Below are 19,405 nucleotides of genomic sequence, written 5' to 3' on the forward strand. Positions count from 1 at the left end.
GCGTCGCTCGGGGGTCGACGGTCCGTCTCAGTCGTCGTACGGCCAGTCACCCGTCCGGCGAATGCCCTCGGCCAGCCCCTGGTCCTCGAGGTCGGCCGCGATCGACTCGGGGTCGCGGTGCTCGACGGTCACGTCCTCGCGCGCGAGGTGGACGACGAGATCGGTCAGGAGGATCGACTGCTCCCGGAGGGTGCGCACCTCGAGTTTCTCGAGCGTGTCCGCGAAGGTGTGGGCCCAGCCGCGGCCGACGTCGTCGGACGTGGATTTGGCGTGGATGCCGGGGACGCCCCACTGGACGAACGGCCAGTGGTCGCTGTGGGGACCGAGTTTCGGCACCGTCTCGATCGGGTGGTCGTAGCGGGACGCGATCTCGGCGGCGGCCGACTCGAGGCCGTCGAAGCCGTGGGTCGTCAGCGAGAGCGTGCGGTCGCTGACCACGCCGTCGAGGTTGACGATCGCCGCGATCGTCTCGCGGTCGGTCGCGTCGGCGTACGTCGAGGAGCCGACCAGGCCGACCTCCTCGGCGCCGTAGGCGACGAACTCGACGCGCGTCTCGAGGTCGTCCTCGCGGTCGGCGAGCGCGGTCGCGATTTCGACGAGGACGGCCGTCCCAGCGCCGTTGTCCGCGGCGCCCTCCGCGATGTCGTGGGCGTCGACGTGACTGCTCACGAGGACGCGTTCGTCGGTGTCGGGGCCGAGTTCGGCGTGGACGTTCTGGCTCTTCGTCGGGTCGGTCTTCGTCCGTCCGCCCGACGAGCGCCGTTCGTCACCGTCGACGGGGTGGCTCTCGGCCTCGACGGTTAGCTCGATCTCCTCGCCGTCGAAGCGCCGCGCCAGTCGCGCGCCGACCTCGCTCGAGACGCCGACAGCGGGTATTTCGCCGATCGGTTGCTCGTCGGTTCCGACGCTGCCGGTCGGCGGCAGACACCCCTGTACGTGGTTTCGGTAGACGAAGCCGACGGCGCCCTGTTCGACGGCGTGGGAGTACTTCTCCCGGCGGTGGAGGTAGCGATCGGAGTAGTCCGGAACGTCGCTGCGAACCATGACGATGGCGCCCTCGAGGTCGGTCGCCTCGAAGTCGTCGGGCAGGCCGTAGCCGAGATCGACCAGCGGCGCCGCGACGCGCTCGGCGGGGCTGCGCGGCAGCGCGATACACTCCTGGGTCGTCTCGCGGGCCGTGATCGAACTGTCGACCCGGGTCCAGCCGTGGACGTCGAACGGCTCGAGACGGACGGTTCGCGCGCCGGCGTCGACCAGGGCGTCGCGGGTCAGTTCGGCCGCCTCGCGCTCGCCGTCGCTGCCGGCCATTCGGTTGCCGACGTCGACGAGTCGCTCGAGGTGCGTCCAGCCGACGTCGCTCGTGAACACGTCGCCGATCCAGTCGCTCATGTGGGCCACGTCGGCGTACGTCCGGGTAACTGTACCGCTCGAGCGGCGTGAAACTCTCTCGGCAGAGACTGTCACGCAGATGTACTCTCGAAATTGACAGGACAAACTGAGAACCTTTTTTAGCCGTCTTCCTCTCGAGTCGAGTATGCGGGAGACGCTTGCCGAATGGCGGCCGGCCATCGACGAGGCGATCGCCGACCTGGTCCCACGCGAAATCGACGCCGACTACCTCGAGGAGTTCTTCGGCGCCCCCACCTACGAGTACGATCCCACCGGCATTCAACGGTCGCTCGCGACCCCGACGTGGGACCTGCTCGACCGCGGCGGTAAACGCTGGCGCGCGGTGCTCTTTCTGGTCTTCGTCGAGGGGTTCGGCGAGGATCCCGCCGAGTACCTCCGGTACGCCTGTATCCCGGAAATCCTCCACACCGGGACGCTCATCGTCGACGACGTCGAGGACGGCGCAACCGTCCGACGCGGCGAACGAGCCCTGCATCACCTCTACGGGCGGGACATCGCCCTCAACGCGGGCAACGCGCTGTACTTCCTGCCGTTGAAGGTGCTAACCGACGACCAGTCCGACCTCCCGGCCGGGCGACGACTGGCCGCGTTCGATATGCTGATGGACGAACTCAACCGCACGCACCTCGGCCAGGGGATGGACATCGCCTGGCACAACGAACGCGAGGTGCGGATCAGCACCGACCAGTACCTCGAGATGTGCGCCTGCAAGACCGGCTGTCTGGCCCGGATCGTCGCCAGACTGGCCGCGATCGTCACCGACCAGCCCGCCGCGGTCGAACGGGCCGTCGCGACCTACGCGGAACTGATCGCGATCGCCTTCCAGATCGGCGACGACATCCTCGACGTCGAGCACTCGCTCGGCCGCGCCGGCGAGTTCGGCAAGGCGTTCGGCAACGACATCCGCGAAGGAAAGACGACGCTGTTGGCGATTCACGCGATTCGCGAGAGCGATCCCGATCGCGCCGAGCGACTTCGGGAGGTTCTCGCCGCCGAGTCGAACACCGACGACGAGATCGCCGAGGCGCTGGCGATCATCGAAGCCGCCGGCAGCCTCGAGTACGCCCGCGAACACGCCCTCGAGTTGGCCGCCGAGGCGCGCGCGGAGATCGATCGCCTCGAGTTCGACGCGGAGACGACGCGAAAGCTCCACGAGTTTACGGAGTTCGTCATCGAGCGGGACGTCTAGTCGCGCTCTCAGTAGGTATCGTTCTCAGTCAGTAGTCCGCGAAAAGCGACGCCGGCGAGCGCCGAGCCACAGCCAGAAACTCGAGCGCTCGCCGAGTGCTGCGATAGCAGGAGCCACGGCGATGTGTGGCACGCGATGGGTGGGTGGGTGGGTGGGTGGGAGTGGGATGGGGAGCGGGTGGGATGGTGGTGGGGATGCGACGGCAGGTCGGTACGCGGCACGGTCCATGCCGACGTCCCTGCCGTACTCGAACAAACGGGTGCATCATCCAAACCAGTACTGCCAAACGAATTTGGTGTGCGTGTGACCGACGCACCGGGAGGACGCTCACTGCCGCGGACCGGTCGATTCCTCGACTCGCTCGTTTCCGCCCCGCGCTCGCGGCGAAAAACGAAACAGCCTCGGTCACGCAGTCCGGACAGTCACTCGTGTCTGATGCAGTCGTCTCCGACGAGTCAGCCTCAAGCGGTCGGCGAACGGTCGTCGGCATCGTCCTCGCGTCGACCGCCGCGGCGGCCGCCGTCGGCGCCCTCATCGGGTACGCGCTCCCGGCGTTCGCCGGCCTCGAGGAGCTCACCGTCTTCGAGCTAGCGATCCCGATTTCGCCGACCGCGGTCGCCCTCTACGCCGGCGTGACGGTCGGCGTCTTTCTGGTGACGTTCCTGCTCGTCGTCGTCGTTATCTCGATGTTCGACGAGGAAGCGCTCTGAGCGGGGCGGATCGCCGCCCGCGGAGCGAAAGCGGGTACGAACGAACGGCGGTTACGCCGAGTCGTCCTCGTCCTCGGCTCCGGCTTCGGCCTCGTCGTCAGCACTCTCGTCGATATCGCTCTCAGCAGCCTCGGCCTCGTCGCTCGAGTCGGCCGACGCATCCTCCGCATCCGAGCCCTCGGCGCCGGCACCCGCACCCGCGCTCGCGTCGACCTGCTCGGCGATCTCCTCGACGACCTCGGGGTTGCGAAGCGTCGACGTATTGCCGAGTTCGTTCCCGCTGGCGACGTCCTCGAGCAGGCGGCGCATGATCTTGCCCGAGCGCGTTTTCGGGAGTTCGGGCGTGAAGACCACTTCTTCGGGACGGGCGATCGGACCGATGCCGTCCTCGATACCGGCGACGATTCGCTCGCGGACGTCCTCGTTCGGTTCCGTCTCGTCTTCCGTGATGACGTAAGCGTAGACGGCCTCGCCCTTGACGTCGTGGTCGCCGCCGACGACGGCGGCCTCGGCGACGCCGGGAACGCCGACGATGGCCGATTCGATCTCCATCGTTCCCAGCCGGTGTCCGGAGACGTTGATCACGTCGTCGACGCGCCCGAGGACGGTGATGTACCCGTCCTCGTCGATCTTCGCGCCGTCCTCGGGGAANGAGACGTTGATCACGTCGTCGACGCGCCCGAGGACGGTGATGTACCCGTCCTCGTCGATCTTCGCGCCGTCCTCGGGGAAGTAGACCCAGTCGTCGGCGTCCTCGGACTCGCTCGAGTGCGGATCCCGCAACTGTCTGTCGACGGCGTCGGGGTCGGAGTACTCGGTCCAGTACTCGTCGACGAACCGGTCGTCGTTGTCGTACAGCGTTCGCAACATCCCGGGCCAGGGGTTGTTGATCGTCAGGTAGCCCGCGTTGCCGGGGTCGACGCGCTCGCCCTCGGCGTCGACGATTCTGGCGTCGATGCCCGGCAGCGCCGGCCCCGCGGCGCCGGGTTTCGCGTCGTTGATCGCCGGCAGCGTCGTGACCATCATGCCGCCGGTTTCGGTCTGCCACCAGGTGTCGACGATCGGGCAGTTCTCGTCGCCGATGTGCTTGTAGTACCACTTCCACGCGCGCGGGTTGATCGGCTCGCCGACCGTGCCGAGCAAGCGCAGCGAGGAGAGATCGCGTCGGTCCGGATACTGCTCGCCCCACTTCATGAACGATCGGATGGCCGTCGGCGCCGTGTAGAAGATGTCGACGCGATTCCGCTCGACGAGTTCCCAGAGCCGGTCGCGCTCGGGGTAGTCCGGCGTCCCCTCGTACATCATCGTCGTCGTGCCCAGCGCGAGTGGGCCGTAGACGATGTAGGAGTGGCCCGTAATCCAGCCGATGTCCGCCGCACACCAGTAGGTGTCCTCGGGCTCGACATCCAGGACGGCGTGGGAGGTCCAGGCCGTGTACGCGAGGTAGCCGCCCGTCGTGTGTTTGACGCCCTTCGGCTGGCCCGTCGTCCCGGAGGTGTACATCAAGAATAGCATGTCCTCGGCGTCCCTCGAGACCGGGTCGACGGACGCCCCCTCGTGTTCGTCGACGAGGTCGTCGTAGTCGTGGGCGTCGTTCCCGAGGAAGTGGGTCAGTTCGTCGCCGAGGCGGTCGACGACGACGGTCTGGACGTCGTGGTCGACGCCGCGAAGGCCCTCGTCGGCTTTCCGCTTGTGGTTCAGCGCGTCGCCGCGGCGGTAGTAGCCGTCACAGGTGACCAGATACTCGCTGTCGGCCGAGTTCATCCGGGTCGCGAGCGCGTCCGCGGAGAAGCCGGCGAAGACGACCGAGTGGGGCGCGCCGATCCGCGCGCAGGCGAGCATCGCGATCGGCAACTCCGGAATCATCGGCAGGTAGAGCGTGACCACGTCGTCCTCCTCGACGCCCAGGTCGCGCAGGGCCGCCGCGAAGGACTCGACCTCGTTCAGCAGGTCGCCGTAGGTGTAGGTGCGCGTCTCGCCGAGTTCGCCCTCCCACTTGATCGCCGCGCGGTTTTTCCCGCCGTCCTCGACGTGGCGGTCGAGGCAGTTGTACGAGGCGTTCAACGAGCCGCCGGTAAACCACTCGTAGAACGGGGCGTCGCCGTCCTCGAGGACGCTATCGTACGCCTCGTCCCACGAAAGGAGGTCTGCCGCCCGCTCCCAGCAGTCAGGCCAGTTCTCCGCGAACGTCTCGTGGATGTCCTCGTCGGTGACGTTCGCCTGCTCGACGAACGATTCGGGCGGCTCGAACCGTTCTTGCTCCTCGAGGCGCGCCTCGAGTTCGACCGCAGACTCGTCGGTCTCGTCGCTCATGATCGTTGGTATCATCGGCCATGACTGAGATAAACGTTCTCCCTGGCCGACGTTCCGTCGGGCGATTTCTGCCAATTCGATCGGCGAAGTGATCGTGGTAAAACGAACCAGCCGCTCGCCCGCCGTCACTCGAGGGAATTAACCTTCCCGGCGCGCAAGCGGCCGCTATGCCGACGCAAGCGATCGCGATGGGTGGGTTGTTGCTGTTCGGGCTCGCGTTGCTCGGGGCCAGCGGCTACGTCGCGGCCGTCGGCCTCGATCGCGTCCGGACCGCGCGGGCGCTTCGCGAGGCCGGGCCGACGCCGATCGCGGACGTCGCCGACGCCGACGGACCCGTCGAGTTCGTCGGAACCGCGCGGACGGACCCGAGCGACGGGGCGGATAATTCCCTCGAGGCCCCGCTCTCGAGCGAACCGTGTCTCGCCTACACGGTTCAGTCGCGGGTCCGCGACCGGCCGGACGAGGACGCGACCTGGAATTTCGACGGGCAGACGTCGGCCAGCGTCCCCTTCGCGGTCGAGGACGGACCCGACCGCGCGACCGTCGATCCGTCCGAGGCCGTCCTCTCGCTCGACGCGCTGGCGACCGACGAGTCGGGCTGGGTCGATCGCGCGGATCTCTCGAAGGCGGAGCGCGACCGGCTGGCCGCGACCGGTTTGCCCGGCACCGACGGCGACGCGGACCAGCGGGAGCCGACGTTTCGCCAGTACCGCGAGCACCGCCTCGAGCCCGGCGACGAGGTTCGAATCTTCGGCGGACGAGTCGTCGACTCGAGCCCCAGCGTCGGCGGCGGCGACTGGTTCGAAATTTCCGTCGGCGAGCGCTCCTCGGTGTTCTCGGATCACCGACGGTCGGGATCGCTGTACGTGATCTTCGGTGCGCTCGTCGCCGTTCCCGGCCTCGGGTTCACGCTGGCCGGTATCGCGGGCCTCGCCTCGGTGTTCGTACTGTAACGGCGGCGTGTCAGCGAAAAATCACCATAATCGTTCGAGAGCGGGATCGTCGTTCAACAGTGTTGAGTAGGGCGGTTGAAAACTCGCACGTAAGGTGGCTTCGGCGCCGTGGAATACGTTGCATCCGTCCGACGTGCGATCGCCGATCTCTCGAGCGACGGCCGCGGCAGAATCTTGCTCGCCGTCGCCTTCGGCTGGTTCCTGTCGATCAGCGTGCGAATGATCTACCCGGCGTTGCTCCCGCACATCCGGGAGACGTACGGCCTCACGCTCACGACGTCGGGACTGTTGCTGACGGTCCTCTGGATCGCCTACGCGTCGGGACAACTGCCCGGCGGAATCCTCGCCGACTGGGCCGGAGAGCGGCCGCTGTTGATCGCCAGTTCGCTGCTCGCGGCGACGATGCTCGCGCTCGTCGTCCTCGCGGATTCGGCGGTCGTGTTGTTCCTGGCGACGGCGCTGTTCGGCCTCGGGACGGCGCTGTACGGCGTCTCGAGGTTTACGATTCTGAACAAGATCTACCCCGACCAGCTCGGCACGGCGACCGGCGCGACGATGGCCGCCGGCGACGTCGGAAACGCGGTGATGCCCCCCGCCGCCGGGTTCGTCGCGGTCACGGTCGGCTGGCAGTACGGCTTCGGCGCCACCGTCCCGCTGTTTCTGGTCGCCGCGGTCGGCCTCTGGGCGACGCTCCCGAGTCGCTCGGCGGATCGAACGCCGCTTCGCGAGCAACTCGAGCTCGGCGATATCGTCTCGACGCTGTCGCATCCGGTCGTCCGTCGTGGGACCGCGTTGCTCGTGCTGTGGGCGGTGATCGTCCAGGCCTTCATGGGGTTTTATCCGACGTATCTGATGGACGAGAAGGGCGTCTCGGCGCAGGTTGCGACCGGCCTGTTCGGCTTCTTTTTCGCCCTCGGTATCGCGATGAAGCCGATCGCCGGCCGCGCCTACGACAGGATCGGCGTTCGGGTGCCGCTACTGGTGATCGCGAGCACGGCCGGGGTGGCCCTCGTCGCGCTCCCGTTCGTCGACGCGGCGTGGCTGTTCGTCCTCGTGACCGTGCTCGCGAGCGCCCTCCTCGGGTTCGAGACGATCGTGATCTCCGATCTCACCAGCCGACTGCCGAGCGGGACCCAGGGGACGAACCTGGGCGCCCTCCGGACGGTCTACATCTCGCTCGGCGCGTTGAGCCCGGTCGTTTTCGGGGCGATCGCCGACTACGGCTACTTCGACGAGGCGTTTCTCGGCATCGGCGTCCTCGCCGGCGCGATCTTCCTGGTCGCCCTCGTCTCGATCGAGTACTGATCCCGGCTCGGCAGGGACCCGTCGTACGGATTGCTGTCCCGATGTCCCGGCGCAACCGCGACCCAGGCGGCGGTTGCGCCGGACCTGACGGACAGTAACCCGTATCAGACGTTGTGAACCGACAGCGCTGCCGAGACGACGGCTTCGGGATCGATCGGCGCGTCCGCCCACGCCGGCAGCCGCCGATCCGTCACCGGCGACTCGAGCGCGTCCGCGTACCGCGCGAGCTGGTCGCGTTCGTTCGCGGCGTCGTACTCGAGGCCGTTGAACGCCGCGTCGGCGCGGTACTGTTCGACGAGGCGGTCGCCGGCGGCGAGATAACGGTCTCTGAGCGTCTCGTAGTCGGGGTCGACGCCGCCGTCCTCGACGACTCGCAGGAGGGTGGCCGCGACCTCGCGGCTCATCCCCTCGAGGCCGGTCTCGCCGGCGACCGCGCGGTGGTCGTGTTCGTGGCGGCCGAGATCGACCTGCGCGGAGCCGTCGAAGCCGGCGTGAGCGAAGGCGTCGCCGAGCGTGCCGACCTCGAGTCCCCAGGTTCGGGGCGGTCGCAGTCGGCGGGCGAGGTCGGCGGTGACGGCGAACTCGCCGGCCAGCGCGTAGCGGAACGCGCCCAGATAGTCGAGGATCGGCGCGTCGTTGTCGGCGGCCAGCGTCCGGACGAGCGGTTCGTAGAACAGTCGGAAGAGCCGCCCGTAGAGGCGGCCGTCCTCGACGCGGGCGTAGTACCCCTTCGAGAACGCAAACTCCATCACGAGGGGCGCGAGCAGCCGACGGACGTGTTCGCCCTCGTAGCTCCGGGCGTCCGCGTCGTGGACGACGACGTACTCGCCGGCCTCGGCCGCGGGCCCGAGCGCGAGCCAGACGTCCCGCCCCTTCCCGGCGTCGCCGTCCAGCCCGGCCGACTCGAGGAGCCCGTCGATCGCCGGCGCGTTACACCAGAGCACGCGCGTCGGGAGGGGAACGGACTCGAGCCAGCGCCGGACCGGCCCGATCTCGTCGGGGGCAGCGCGGACGGGGACGAAGACGGCCGCGGGTCCGGGCTCGAGCGACGCGAGCTCCTCGAGGACGCGCTCGGCCGCGGGGTTGCCGTGCTCGCGGGCGGCCATCGGAACGACGACTGCCGTCTCGGCGACCGCCGCCGCGGCCGCGTCAGCGAGGTCGCGGTCGCGACCGGCGGTCCCGCCGAACTCGTGGAGCGTCGCGATCCGCTCCTGTACGTACTCCATTGGGTGGGTGTTCGAGCGAATCGGTAAAACGGCCACGACTCCGGCGAACCGAACGGTTGTGATCGGAGACTGTCACGATAGCGTCTCTGTCTGCCCGAGAATCAATTCTCGAAAAAGCACCGGTCTTTTTCTCCCCTACCTTCGTAGGGGGCCACCATGCAATCAGTCCGGAAGGCACTCCGCGAAGGCGACCTCGATAAGGACACGTACGATCGACTCGTCTGTGGCGAGTGCGAGAAGGCCCTGAAGACCGAAAACGACCCGGACTCGATCAAGACGGTCCGGATCTGTCCCGAGTGTGACGCCGAGTGGAAGGAGATCCGCTGAACGCCATCCGCCCGTCAGTTCGCGGCCGGCCGAACCCGCTCGAGTGCGGTCCGAACCGCGCCGAGGCCGGGGTAGCCGTGGCGTCGCCAGAGGACGAACGCGACCGCGGCGAAGACGAACTCCGAGAGGAAGTACGGGTCGGTCAGCGAGTCCTGTAACAACCCGAGGACGGTCGGCGGCCCCTGTTCGTACTCCTCGACGGACGTGATCGGCCAGAGGAGGTGCGTCGCGCTCTCCGTCACCCCCCAGAGCGCGGGGACGGCGTCGACGATCGAGTGTGAAAGCGCGCCGATCGCGAACGCGATCCCGCACTCGCGGCGGTCGTAACGGGTCGCTACGAAGTAAACGGCGACCGAGAGCGGGACCAACAGAAGCAGCGAGTGCGCGAGCGTCCGCCCCGTCGGGATGACGCCGAGGTACCACGCCAGCGGTTTATCCACGAGATCCGGGAACTGACTGCCGACGACGAGGAAGAGAACCGGGATCGGAAAGTGCGCCGGCGAGGCGTCGAAACGTGCTCGAGTCGCGACGACGTAACAGAGGTACGCGATCGCGACGTGTCCGAGTGGCCACATACTGGCGAGATGAAGGCGAGACGAGGTATATCTGGTTCGGTCCGTATCACGGGTGTGTTTAGATAGCGTGTCTCGTACTACCTATGCACAGGAACTCGTCCGGAGCGCTCGCCGTCAGTCGTCACTCGAGGCCTCCTCCTGCTCAGTCGGAGACTGATTAGTGGCCGTAGAGAGACGATCACAGTTGGGACACCACAAAGAACCGTCGAGACGAGCAAACTTCCGTTCACCACAATCGCTACAGCGTCCATCCGGATAACGAACCATACCTGACCCTTGAGCGCGAGGACTATGAACGTTCGTATTTTATTATATATTTTTTCTATGATTATAGGGATATTGAAAATTCTAGTGTAGTAGTCAGAAAACTCGTTTGGATGTTCGCCTACACAAATAGTTGGAAAAAATACTTGTTTGTTTTGTTAGTGTTACCTCGAACCAGCCAACAATCCACTGAAATTTAAATAGGGGGTTGTTGTGCTCCAAAATATGAAAGCAGTCGTCCTCGCGGCCGGAGAAGGTACCCGTCTCCGCCCGCTGACCGAAGACAAGCCGAAAGGAATGGTGAACATCGACGGCGAACCGATCCTCACCCACTGTTTCGACCAGCTGGTGTCGCTCGGCGCCGACGAACTGGTCGTCGTGGTCGGCTACCTGAAAGAGAAGATCATCGACCACTACGGCGACGAGTACGAGGGCGTCCCGATCACCTACGCCCACCAGCGCGAACAGAAGGGACTCGCTCACGCCCTGTTGACCGTCGAAGAACACATCGACGACGACTTCATGCTCATCCTCGGGGACAACGTCTTCGAGGCCAACCTCGAGGACGTCGTCCGTCGCCAGCAGGAAGACCGCGCCGACGCGGCGTTCCTGGTCGAGGAGGTTCCCTGGGACGAAGCCTCGCGTTACGGCGTCTGCGACACCAACAAGTACGGCGAGATCACGGACGTGATCGAGAAACCCGACGATCCGCCGTCCAATCTGGTGATGACCGGCTTCTATACGTTCACGCCGGCGATCTTCCACGCCTGTCACCTCGTCCAGCCCTCCAACCGCGGCGAGTACGAGATCAGCGAGGCGATCGACCTCCTCATCCAGTCCGGCCGCACCATCGACGCGATCGGCCTCGAGGGGTGGCGGATCGACGTCGGCTACCCCGAGGATCGAGAAGAAGCCGAAGCGCGACTGCAGGACGTCCCCGAAGCGGACGACGTCGCGGCGACGTCCGACTGACGAGTCGAGGCGCTCGCGTCCGAAACCACCAGCGCCCGGTCGTCCCACTAGCCGGATACTAGGGTCGCCCTAGTATCCCCCAAGTGGTCTCGATCCGACGACGTCGCGATCGATCTCGCCGAGAGCGACTGTCGGTAGCTTTTTGAGCATCGCTGGTACCGTTTCACCCAATGCAAATTCTAGTGACAGGTGGTGCCGGGTTTATCGGCGGCCACATCGCTCAGTCGGTCGTCGAAGACGGGCACGACGTGACGGTTCTGGACAATCTCGACCCCTACTACGACGTCGGTATCAAGCGACACACGATCGACATTTGCCGGGAGGCCGCGCAAGCGAGCGACGGCAGCTACGAGTTCGTCGAGGGCGACGTTCGGGACGCCGACCTCGTCGACCGACTGGTCGCCGAGGCGGACGTCGTCTACCACCAGGCCGCCCAGGCCGGCGTGCGAACGAGCGTCGACGAGCCGCGCAAGCCCAACGAGATCAACGTCGACGGGACGCTGAACGTCCTGGACGCGGCGCGGGACGGAGAGATCGAGCGCGTCGTCCTCGCGAGTTCCTCGTCGGTCTACGGCAAGCCCGAGTACCTCCCCTACGACGAGGACCACCCGACGACGCCGGTCAGCCCCTACGGCGTCTCGAAACTGGCCGGCGAGCAGTACGCCCGCGTCTACAACGAGGTGTACGGGCTCCCGACGGTCTCGCTGCGGTACTTCACGGTATACGGCCCGCGAATGCGCCCGAACATGGCGATCTCGAACTTCGTCTCGCGATGTACGAACGGGAAGCCGCCGGTCGTTTACGGCGACGGCTCGCAGACCCGCGACTTCACCTTCATCGAGGACATCGTCGACGTGAACCGGACGCTCATGACCGACGACAGCGCCGACGGCGAGATTCTGAACGTCGGCTCGACCGGCAACATCGACATCCACACGCTCGCGGAGGTCATCCGCGACGAAATCGATCCGTCGCTCGAACTGGAGTACGGCGAACAGCCCACGGGCGACGCCCAGCACACTCACGCCGACGTCTCGAAGGCGACGGAGCTGCTGGGGTACGAACCCTCGACGGAGATTCGCGAGGGCGTCTCGCAGTTCATCGACTGGTATCAGGACAACCGCGACTGGTACGAGCCGCTGGTGTTGCAGTCCTAGACCGCCTCGAGTCCGGTCCGAGGCTCACTCCGTTCGGTCGGGAACGCCACGGTGAGCGCGCTCGAGTCCGTCGGCGTCTCGGAGCCGCCGCCGGCGCGTCTCGAGCCAGACGAGCACGGCGGCGAGTCCGGAGACGAGTGCGGGCCAGCGTTCGTGGCTTCGGTAGAGTCCGCCCGCGGGTAGCCCCTGGTCGGTCAGCGGCCAGAGGAACGGCCGCGTCGTCCCCGTCGCGCTGTAGACGTCGAGGACGAAGTGCGAGGCGACGCCGAGGACGAGCGCGGCGGCGACCCGACGGCGGTAGCGCGGCGGCGCAACGACGATGCAGATGGCGACGACGACCGCGGCGCCCCCGAGGCGGTGGAGGGGTTGCCAGGAGAACGGGACGCCGAGGACAGCGGTAACGGCGTCGGCGGGGACGAGCAGTTCGATTCGCTTGAGATCCGGGATAACGGCGCCGATCATCGCGACGGTGACGAACGCCGGCGTCAGCCGCTCGAAGCGCCAGGTACAGACCGTCGCGAGAACGTACGCGACGAAGACGTGTGTGAGGAGGTCGGCCATCGGTGCAGTGGTGAAATCGTATCGGTGGTCGTTTCAGTCGTGGTCCAGCGATCCGCGCTCGGTCCCGGACGGGCGGGCGCGTCGATCGGAACTCAAGCGCGTCGCAAGCGGGACGTCGTCCCGGAGTCGCCGCGCGGCCGTCGAGCTGGCGACCCGACTCGAGAGCGTGGCCCGCCGCGGTTCGGCGACGAACCGACGCACCGAGAGGCGCCAGTGGTTCGCCGTTCTGGCGACGACCCAGCCGAGTCCGACCGCCGAAATCGCGTACTTGTACCGTTCGGTCGCCGCCGTCTGCTCCGGCGGCGTTCGCTCGAGCGAGAGCGTGCCGGTCGTTCCCTCGAGCGACGCGGTCGACGACGCGTCGACGGCCGTCACGGTCACGCCCGTCACGAGATCGTCGAGCCCGAACCCGGACCAGCCGGCACCGTACAGTACGAACAGGGCGAACAGGACGGTCGTGAGCGCCGTGGCCGCCGAAAGCCGAGCGACCGGGCCGGTCAGCAAGCGCATACGAGAAGTGTCGTCGCGTATCCGCGTTAAATATCAGTTTCAAAATACGTCTCGAAACGGCCGTCGAGACGGTTCTCGATACGGTTCTCGAGGCGAATTGCGAAACGAGCGCCGAAACGAGCGGTGAGTTTCCCGCCGGGTTCGAATCGTCCCGGTGGCAGACCGCGTTCGACGGTGGAAGCCGCGGCGTTCGTGGCGTCGACGAATCGGATAGATTAACGGTCTCTCGAACGACTATCGGGTCGAATGCGAGCGATCGACACCGCAGCGGCCGTCGACGTCCCGGTGGTCGACGACCTCGAGGTGACCGCACGGTCGCCCTCGAGTGGACAGCCACGAACGGACGGGGTGGGTGGCCGATGAGCCGCGGTCTCGGCGTCACCGAGGCCATCGTCGGGTCGGTTCCCGAGTGGCTCGTCGACCTGTTCGCGTCCGTCTCGTATCTCGGCGACCTCGCGGTGATCGTCCCGGCACTGGGGCTGTTGTACCTCGTCGACGTCCGACGAGGGCTCCGAGGCGGCGGGACCGAAACGACGGACGGGGCCGACGGCTCGCGGTCGCTGTGTTCGGATCGGACGGCGTTTCTCGTGGCGGCGGTCTTCGGCGGCCTCGCCCTCGTCGTCGCGCTCAAGGGGCTCTTTACGCTCCCGCGGCCGCCCGCGGCGTGGCACGCGGTGTCGCCCAGCGAGTACGGCTTTCCGAGCGGTCACACGATGGCTGCAACGGTCTTCTGGGGATCGCTGGCGCTCTGGACGACGATCGGCCGTCGGCCGACGCGACTCGCCGTCGCGGCGGCGGTCGTCTCGCTGGTCGCCCTCTCCCGGCTCGTCCTCGGCGTCCACTTCTTCGTCGACGTGGTCGCGTCGGTCGCGTTCGGCGCGGTATACCTGCTGGCGATCGCGCGACTCGCCCGCGGCCGGCCCGAGCGTGCGTTCGCTGCGGCGATCGCGCTCGCGCTGGGTGCGATGATCGTCACCGGCGGCGAGAGTCGCGCCGTACTGGCGCTGGTCGGAACGGTCGGCGGCGCCGCCGGCTGGTGGCTCACCGAGCGACCGATCGTCAGAGAACGGGTCCGGAACGCGCTGCAGCGTGCGGGGTAGAGTCGTCGGTGTCAGGTGCGATCGCGACGACTGAAACTGTTTGTACACCGATCGCACGACGGCTGTGCGATCCGGTACGCACCGAATCGGGTTCGCACTGACGTTCAGTGGCGACGACGTCGCCCCCGAGCGGGTCGTCCTACTCGTCCGTCTCCCGCTCGCTCGGCCGGAAGTCCGATCCGGCGACCGTAATCTCCCGGAGCAGTCGCAGTTCCTCCGTTTCCGAGAGTCGGTCCGACTCGAGACAGGCGTAGACGATCTTGGGGGCCAGTTCGGGATCAGCGAGCACCGACGGCGCCTGCCCCGGATCGCCCGACGACCGGTCCTCGAGCGTCGCCGTGAGTTCGGTGACGCACTCGGTGAGCGTCGCGAGTCCGTCCCGGAGTTCGTCCTGTCGGCCGTCGTCGGTCTCGGCGTTGTCGTCGCTCGCGGCGCGGTCCGTCGGCCGGTCTGCAGCGCGGTCCGGATCGGCGTCGACGCTCGAGGGCGGTTCCGCGTCGTGGCGGTCGTCGACGCCGTCGGACTCGGCATCGGCGAACAGTCCCTCGACGATCTCGGCTCGGTCCGCCCAGTCGAACCCCTCGATCGAATTGACGCGCTGGTTGATCGTCGGCCCGCTCACGCCGAGGTCGTCCGCAAGTTCGGCCTGCGTCGCCTCGGGATCGTCGTAGACCGCCCGCAGCGTCTCGTACTGTTTCTCGGTCAGCGCCGATCGCTCGAGGGACGGAGACGACGCGTCGTTCGTGCCGTCGGCCGCATCGTCTGCGCCGTCGGTGTGCGCCTCGCTTGCGTCAGCGTCGTCGCGGTCGGCGTCGCCATCGACCTCGTCGCGTCCCTCGAGGTCAGCGTCGGTGTCGGCCTCGGCGTCGGTGTCGGTGGCGTCACCGGCCTCAGTATCGGCGTCGGCCTCGAGCGCCACCTCTCGAGTGGCCGACGGCGACGACCCGCCGGCGGTCGCTCCGTTCGCCCCCGCCGTTGTTCGTGGGCCCGTCCCGCCGTCGGTCGCTCGCTGCTCGCTCGGCTCGTCGTCGGTCACCGTTTGCGCCTCGTCCCCCTCCCCCCGGTCGTCGGTCGTCACCACCGGCGTCTCGTCCCCGCCGTTCTCGGCTGACTCGAGGGCCGGATCGCCGTACTCCTCGAGTACGCGTTCGACCGTCGAGACCGTCGCCCCGCTGACTCGATCCGCGATCGTTTCCATCGAAATATCGGGCTCTGCGCCCGCGAGATCGAGAATCTGTTTGTGCAGGATCGCCCGCGGTGCGTTTCCATCGCTGCCCGTCCGCCGATCGCCGTTCGTTCGGGCTGTGTTCGTCATAACCGCTTTTGTGGGAGTTGATTCGAGTCGGTCCGTGCGCAAAACGTCTCGTTTCCGACGCACATACTGAGGTGCCACACCAAACTTATGTTTATGTATTTCGTTCCGAATCAAAATTGGTTAGCTATGTGATATAAGTAGTGGACAATCGACGATGAAAGAGCGATAGTAATCATTAGGATAGGGAGGTATCGATAAACTGGGGTTGGAGGGCGAGTGTACAACGACCGCCGGTGACCGCCTGTTATGGCCGCCTCTTCGATCATCATAGTCACCCCCCGAGGGCTCCGTTCGACCGCGTCGGCTACCGGACCGGAATCGACGTCCAGGTCGGCTCCGAACACACCAGCGCTCGAGTGGCCCGTCGGGCCAGTGCATAACAGATGCCGAAGACGAGCGCGAAGCCGACCAGTCCCACCAGACTCTGCCAGTGGAGGTACGGAATCGGCCGCGAGGTATCGAAGACGAACCGCATCCACAGCGGCAGCGCGAACACGATGCCGACGACCCACCCGGGCAACACGAGCAGGAGTCCGGCGACGACGCCCGCGACCGGATCCGTCGGCTTCATCGTCTCGTCGGTCCCCTCGAGGATCCCCGCGACGACCGCACCCGTCAAGGCGGCCCAGGCGAGAAGCGCCGCCGCGCCGGCTCGAGCGCTCTCGCGGCCGAAGAGCGCTGCGATCGACTCGAGGCGGTCGGTCAGGTGGAGCCCGGCGCCGAGAAGCGCGCCGGCGATCAGCGCCGCGAATCCGAGGCAACTCGCCACCGCGAGCAGTTGCAGCCGTCGCGAGCCGGGATCGCGGGTACGATCGACCGTCGGATCCGTGCCGGCGGCCGTAAAGACCGTCGTCGCGACCAGAAAGGCCAGGACCGACAGGAAGACCAGCTCCACGGTCAACTCGGCGAGGGGCGGCTGGTCGAGCGTGTAGTGGAGCGCGAAGAGATCGGCCCACCGGGAGTCGTGAAACGCCTCCATCTGGTCGGCGAACGCGGGAGCGACGGCGTAGCCATCCGGTGCGAGTCCCCACAGCCCACCGACGGCGACGATCAGCAGCCGCCCTCGACGAACGGCCTCGTAGCGGCGTGCCAGCGGCGCCGCGAGCAACAGCAGGATGGACGCGCCGACGAGGAAGTGAACCAGAGCAGGTGCCATTACGGATCGGAGATACGTTCCCGGTACGCGACGTTCGGTCTTTAGTAGCCGCGCCGTACTCGGCGACAGCAGGACCTTACCAATCGGCGGTTACCGGTCCGTGGCCGAGAGTTCGACGAACCGAGCGCGCGACTCGAGCGCGTACCAGGCGAGGCTCAGCGTCGCGGCGAGGCCGTTTATCACGACGTCGGCGAGCGAGGCGTGGCGCTCGGGGACGAACGCCTGTCCGACTTCGATCGCGGCGCCGTAGCCGGTCGCGACCGCGACGACGAGAATCATCTTTCGCCGGCGCGAGAGCGGCCGGTCCGACAGGGCGTAGGCGAGGGACAGTCCGAGCCCGAAGTACGCGAGGACGTGGCGCCACGTCGGGAGGGAGACGCCGTCCGGCGCCGGCGTCTCGGGCGGGATCGCAAAAATCGAGTAGTAGCAGATAACTCCCGCCACGAGTACGACACCACCCCAGCGAAGAGCGCGCGGGAGCAGCGGAATCGGGATCGTCACGCGCGTCAGTTTCCGCGGCGATCCTAAAAAGTCGTCGAGTAGCCCGTTCGCCGGCCGTCCCATCCGGTGGGATCGACGCGGTAGACCGGCCGGCGCTTCGGTAGAACGGCCGCGGCGAACGGACCGCCGTCGCGGTGGCGCCGGCGGACGATCGTGGCCGCCGGGAGCGTGCGTCACTTGAACGGTCCACTGAGACACCCGAACACGGATCCTGACTCGGCCACCGAGTACGGCTATGCGCACTCGAGTACTCCCGTGGCTCGCCGGAGTCGGCGTCGCTGTCGCGGTCTTCGTCGGCAGTCTCCTCACCACAGTGACGGCCGCCGGCATCGCGTTCGATCGATCGGTCACCCCGCCAGACACGGATTGAGGCGGTCCGTCTCACGAGTCGTCGCTACGGTGTTCCACTCCCGTCCCGTTTTGCAACTCTCGGTAGGTCGCACAGTTGGGACAACCCGAAACCTCCCCGTTGACGCCGAACACCCGAACGAAATCGGCGGTCACGTACGCATCACACTCACCACAGGTTGGCATGTGTAACCGACTAGAGTAAACGAGTATAAACGCACTGGTTATTGGGAATTATCACCCGTAACCGGTACAGACCCATCTCTCGCTCGAGTGTGACCGGTCGAGACGGGCCCGCCGACGTGCAGCCTCTCTGCATCCTCTCGGCCGGTCTCGGCTCCCGGTTCGTCGTCAGAACGATCCCGCCGCTGGCGGCGTGTTCGACGGCAGCGCCGCGACCCAGTGTGATCGCTCGAGGACCGACGGTCGCGTTCGAACACCGGCGGTTCTCGTATCGGTCGTGTACACCGACCTAAGTAGCCCATACCTAAGATCGCCAACAATATCTATCGTTCCCATGCGTAGACGCCACGTGTTACTCGGAACGGGTGTGACGATATCGGCCGCCGTCGCCGGCTGCGCCGGTGATGAAGGCGACGACGGGACCACCAACGGGGCCGACGACGCGGCGACCGACGACTCCGCGACGGATCCGAACGGCGACGACGAGGGCGATCAGGAGACAGACGACGGAGACGGTGCAAACGGGGAGGACGACGGAGACAGTGGGGACGAAGACGAGGAGACCGACGCGGATGCCGAAACGGACGACGAGGAAGAACCACCCGAGATCGACCCCGATCGCGAGCCGCCCGTCGACGGCCTCGTCATCAGCGACGCCGATCTCTTCGAGGGCGACTACTCGACGACCGTTGCCATTACCCTCACTAACGAGTCGGGCGAGGACCTCACCGACGTCGAGGTAGGCGTCGCGTTCTACGACGCGGACGGCGAGCGAATCGACGAGGAACGGACGGCCGTCGGCGACATCGACGCGGACGCAGAACTCCAGTTCGAGGTCATGACGCTCGAAGACGACGTCGCCGAGTACGACGTCGTGATCACCAACGGGGTGCCGGCCACGCGAGGGCCCGGGAGCTAGCTACTGACCGGCCGTCGGTGGGTGCTACGCCCGTGCGCTCACTGATTTCGACCACCGCATTCGCGATGAATCGGTTCCGACGATCCGTCGCTCGCGGCAGCGGACGCGTTCCAGCGACTGTGTGATAGGCAGCGGAGCGAGTCGTCATCGCGCTTCCGCGGGCGGGACCAGCGAGGCGCAGCCTCATCCTGGTAGCGAGAGCCGCGCTCGAGCAGGCAGACGACCGCGCGTTCGGCAGGCGCTCGTTCGAGTCTTCCGTTTCATACTATCGGACAGAACGACGTGACGCCGATCGTTCTATTCGGGTCGTCATTGCGGGCGACGACCCCGGGTTCGCGAGCAGCCTCGTAGTGACCGCTGTCCGACAGTAGCAGCGCCACGCAGAAGCGCCACTCCGCGCGCAAGTTTATA

Annotated in this window: 20 protein-coding genes; 10 read left to right on the forward strand and 10 right to left on the reverse strand. The window is 66.8% G+C overall.

Features of this window, described 5'->3' with window-relative positions; all coding sequences use genetic code 11:
• Nucleotides 1-27: 27 nt before the first annotated feature.
• On the reverse strand, nucleotides 28-1,389 hold the full coding sequence (locus C493_RS03045; RefSeq protein ID WP_007257930.1) for a M28 family peptidase: 1,362 nt from the start codon (nucleotides 1,387-1,389) through the stop codon (nucleotides 28-30).
• A gap of 145 nt (nucleotides 1,390-1,534) precedes the next feature.
• On the opposite strand from C493_RS03045, the gene C493_RS03050 reads away from it, so the two are divergent.
• Complete coding sequence (locus C493_RS03050; protein ID WP_007257931.1) at nucleotides 1,535-2,599, forward strand: polyprenyl synthetase family protein; 1,065 nt, start codon at nucleotides 1,535-1,537, stop codon at nucleotides 2,597-2,599.
• Between the two features lie 428 nt (nucleotides 2,600-3,027).
• On the forward strand, nucleotides 3,028-3,309 hold the full coding sequence (locus tag C493_RS03055; protein ID WP_007257932.1) for a DUF7520 family protein: 282 nt from the start codon (nucleotides 3,028-3,030) through the stop codon (nucleotides 3,307-3,309).
• Nucleotides 3,310-3,360: 51 nt separating this feature from the next.
• Here the strand turns inward: C493_RS03055 and C493_RS03060 are convergent, their stop codons facing one another.
• Nucleotides 3,361-5,622 (reverse strand): acetate--CoA ligase, encoded by a 2,262-nt coding sequence (locus C493_RS03060; protein ID WP_007257933.1) that lies wholly within the window; start codon nucleotides 5,620-5,622, stop codon nucleotides 3,361-3,363.
• A gap of 167 nt (nucleotides 5,623-5,789) precedes the next feature.
• Here C493_RS03060 and C493_RS03065 point away from each other — a divergent pair, with 167 nt between their 5' ends.
• Complete coding sequence (locus C493_RS03065; protein ID WP_007257934.1) at nucleotides 5,790-6,575, forward strand: hypothetical protein; 786 nt, start codon at nucleotides 5,790-5,792, stop codon at nucleotides 6,573-6,575.
• A gap of 108 nt (nucleotides 6,576-6,683) precedes the next feature.
• Nucleotides 6,684-7,880: an MFS transporter gene (locus C493_RS03070; protein WP_007257935.1), complete on the forward strand. Its 1,197-nt coding sequence runs from the start codon at nucleotides 6,684-6,686 to the stop codon at nucleotides 7,878-7,880.
• A gap of 104 nt (nucleotides 7,881-7,984) precedes the next feature.
• On the opposite strand, the gene C493_RS03075 is transcribed toward C493_RS03070, so the two are convergent.
• Nucleotides 7,985-9,106, reverse strand: coding sequence for a glycosyltransferase family protein (locus tag C493_RS03075; RefSeq protein WP_007257936.1), 1,122 nt, complete (start codon nucleotides 9,104-9,106; stop codon nucleotides 7,985-7,987).
• A 156-nt stretch (nucleotides 9,107-9,262) separates the two neighbouring features.
• Between C493_RS03075 and C493_RS23330 the strand changes: the two genes are divergently transcribed.
• Nucleotides 9,263-9,433: an HVO_0758 family zinc finger protein gene (locus C493_RS23330; RefSeq protein WP_007257937.1), complete on the forward strand. Its 171-nt coding sequence runs from the start codon at nucleotides 9,263-9,265 to the stop codon at nucleotides 9,431-9,433.
• Between the two features lie 14 nt (nucleotides 9,434-9,447).
• Here C493_RS23330 and C493_RS03080 read toward each other — a convergent pair whose 3' ends face one another.
• Complete coding sequence (locus tag C493_RS03080) at nucleotides 9,448-10,008, reverse strand: metal-dependent hydrolase (RefSeq protein WP_007257938.1); 561 nt, start codon at nucleotides 10,006-10,008, stop codon at nucleotides 9,448-9,450.
• 489 nt (nucleotides 10,009-10,497) lie between these two features.
• On the opposite strand from C493_RS03080, the gene aglF reads away from it, so the two are divergent.
• Both aglF and C493_RS03090 read left to right on the forward strand, forming a co-directional pair.
• Entirely contained in the window at nucleotides 10,498-11,244 is a 747-nt protein-coding gene (aglF, locus tag C493_RS03085; protein ID WP_007257939.1) for a UTP--glucose-1-phosphate uridylyltransferase AglF, read from the forward strand.
• Nucleotides 11,245-11,414: 170 nt separating this feature from the next.
• Nucleotides 11,415-12,401: an SDR family oxidoreductase gene (locus C493_RS03090; RefSeq protein ID WP_007257940.1), complete on the forward strand. Its 987-nt coding sequence runs from the start codon at nucleotides 11,415-11,417 to the stop codon at nucleotides 12,399-12,401.
• A gap of 24 nt (nucleotides 12,402-12,425) precedes the next feature.
• Here the strand turns inward: C493_RS03090 and C493_RS03095 are convergent, their stop codons facing one another.
• Together C493_RS03095 and C493_RS03100 are read right to left on the reverse strand one after the other, a co-directional pair.
• Nucleotides 12,426-12,962, reverse strand: a complete 537-nt coding sequence (locus tag C493_RS03095) for a metal-dependent hydrolase (protein WP_007257941.1) — start codon at nucleotides 12,960-12,962, stop codon at nucleotides 12,426-12,428.
• Nucleotides 12,963-12,995: 33 nt separating this feature from the next.
• A complete protein-coding gene (locus C493_RS03100) occupies nucleotides 12,996-13,472 on the reverse strand; it encodes a hypothetical protein (RefSeq protein WP_007257942.1) in 477 nt (158 codons plus the stop codon).
• Between the two features lie 359 nt (nucleotides 13,473-13,831).
• Here C493_RS03100 and C493_RS03105 point away from each other — a divergent pair, with 359 nt between their 5' ends.
• Entirely contained in the window at nucleotides 13,832-14,572 is a 741-nt protein-coding gene (locus C493_RS03105) for a phosphatase PAP2 family protein (RefSeq protein WP_007257943.1), read from the forward strand.
• A 139-nt stretch (nucleotides 14,573-14,711) separates the two neighbouring features.
• Here the strand turns inward: C493_RS03105 and C493_RS03110 are convergent, their stop codons facing one another.
• The 3 genes from C493_RS03110 to C493_RS03120 all read right to left on the reverse strand — a co-directional run bounded on the left by C493_RS03110 (nucleotide 14,712) and on the right by C493_RS03120 (nucleotide 17,487).
• Nucleotides 14,712-15,887 carry a winged helix-turn-helix domain-containing protein gene (locus tag C493_RS03110; RefSeq protein WP_007257944.1) on the reverse strand — a complete coding sequence of 392 codons (1,176 nt, stop codon included), beginning with the start codon at nucleotides 15,885-15,887 and terminating at the stop codon, nucleotides 14,712-14,714.
• A 304-nt stretch (nucleotides 15,888-16,191) separates the two neighbouring features.
• Nucleotides 16,192-17,043 carry a hypothetical protein gene (locus tag C493_RS03115; RefSeq protein WP_007257945.1) on the reverse strand — a complete coding sequence of 284 codons (852 nt, stop codon included), beginning with the start codon at nucleotides 17,041-17,043 and terminating at the stop codon, nucleotides 16,192-16,194.
• A gap of 90 nt (nucleotides 17,044-17,133) precedes the next feature.
• Nucleotides 17,134-17,487, reverse strand: a complete 354-nt coding sequence (locus tag C493_RS03120) for a VanZ family protein (RefSeq protein ID WP_152421082.1) — start codon at nucleotides 17,485-17,487, stop codon at nucleotides 17,134-17,136.
• A 292-nt stretch (nucleotides 17,488-17,779) separates the two neighbouring features.
• Here C493_RS03120 and C493_RS24020 point away from each other — a divergent pair, with 292 nt between their 5' ends.
• Nucleotides 17,780-17,914 carry a hypothetical protein gene (locus tag C493_RS24020; protein ID WP_275039827.1) on the forward strand — a complete coding sequence of 45 codons (135 nt, stop codon included), beginning with the start codon at nucleotides 17,780-17,782 and terminating at the stop codon, nucleotides 17,912-17,914.
• An 11-nt stretch (nucleotides 17,915-17,925) separates the two neighbouring features.
• Here C493_RS24020 and C493_RS23335 read toward each other — a convergent pair whose 3' ends face one another.
• Nucleotides 17,926-18,078, reverse strand: a complete 153-nt coding sequence (locus C493_RS23335; RefSeq protein ID WP_162832287.1) for a DUF7563 family protein — start codon at nucleotides 18,076-18,078, stop codon at nucleotides 17,926-17,928.
• A gap of 331 nt (nucleotides 18,079-18,409) precedes the next feature.
• On the opposite strand from C493_RS23335, the gene C493_RS03130 reads away from it, so the two are divergent.
• Nucleotides 18,410-18,994 carry an FxLYD domain-containing protein gene (locus C493_RS03130; RefSeq protein ID WP_086009949.1) on the forward strand — a complete coding sequence of 195 codons (585 nt, stop codon included), beginning with the start codon at nucleotides 18,410-18,412 and terminating at the stop codon, nucleotides 18,992-18,994.
• Nucleotides 18,995-19,405: the final 411 nt, after the last annotated feature.

It is taken from the genome of Natronolimnohabitans innermongolicus JCM 12255 (genome assembly GCF_000337215.1).
GTDB classification, from domain to species: domain Archaea; phylum Halobacteriota; class Halobacteria; order Halobacteriales; family Natrialbaceae; genus Natronolimnohabitans; species Natronolimnohabitans innermongolicus.

Bases quoted from the DNA above. Each gene is read 5' to 3' on its own strand.
- C493_RS03045 (WP_007257930.1), bottom strand. From the start codon at position 1,389: ATGAGCGACTGGATCGGCGACGTGTTCACGAGCGACGTCGGCTGGACG.
- C493_RS03050 (WP_007257931.1), top strand. From the start codon at position 1,535: ATGCGGGAGACGCTTGCCGAATGGCGGCCGGCCATCGACGAGGCGATC.
- C493_RS03065 (WP_007257934.1), top strand. From the start codon at position 5,790: ATGCCGACGCAAGCGATCGCGATGGGTGGGTTGTTGCTGTTCGGGCTC.
- C493_RS03075 (WP_007257936.1), bottom strand. From the start codon at position 9,106: ATGGAGTACGTACAGGAGCGGATCGCGACGCTCCACGAGTTCGGCGGG.
- C493_RS23330 (WP_007257937.1), top strand. From the start codon at position 9,263: ATGCAATCAGTCCGGAAGGCACTCCGCGAAGGCGACCTCGATAAGGAC.
- C493_RS03080 (WP_007257938.1), bottom strand. From the start codon at position 10,008: ATGTGGCCACTCGGACACGTCGCGATCGCGTACCTCTGTTACGTCGTC.
- aglF (WP_007257939.1), top strand. From the start codon at position 10,498: ATGAAAGCAGTCGTCCTCGCGGCCGGAGAAGGTACCCGTCTCCGCCCG.
- C493_RS03090 (WP_007257940.1), top strand. From the start codon at position 11,415: ATGCAAATTCTAGTGACAGGTGGTGCCGGGTTTATCGGCGGCCACATC.
- C493_RS03095 (WP_007257941.1), bottom strand. From the start codon at position 12,962: ATGGCCGACCTCCTCACACACGTCTTCGTCGCGTACGTTCTCGCGACG.
- C493_RS03100 (WP_007257942.1), bottom strand. From the start codon at position 13,472: ATGCGCTTGCTGACCGGCCCGGTCGCTCGGCTTTCGGCGGCCACGGCG.
- C493_RS03105 (WP_007257943.1), top strand. From the start codon at position 13,832: ATGAGCCGCGGTCTCGGCGTCACCGAGGCCATCGTCGGGTCGGTTCCC.
- C493_RS03110 (WP_007257944.1), bottom strand. From the start codon at position 15,887: ATGACGAACACAGCCCGAACGAACGGCGATCGGCGGACGGGCAGCGAT.
- C493_RS03115 (WP_007257945.1), bottom strand. From the start codon at position 17,043: ATGGCACCTGCTCTGGTTCACTTCCTCGTCGGCGCGTCCATCCTGCTG.
- C493_RS24020 (WP_275039827.1), top strand. From the start codon at position 17,780: ATGCGCACTCGAGTACTCCCGTGGCTCGCCGGAGTCGGCGTCGCTGTC.
- C493_RS23335 (WP_162832287.1), bottom strand. From the start codon at position 18,078: ATGCCAACCTGTGGTGAGTGTGATGCGTACGTGACCGCCGATTTCGTT.
- C493_RS03130 (WP_086009949.1), top strand. From the start codon at position 18,410: ATGCGTAGACGCCACGTGTTACTCGGAACGGGTGTGACGATATCGGCC.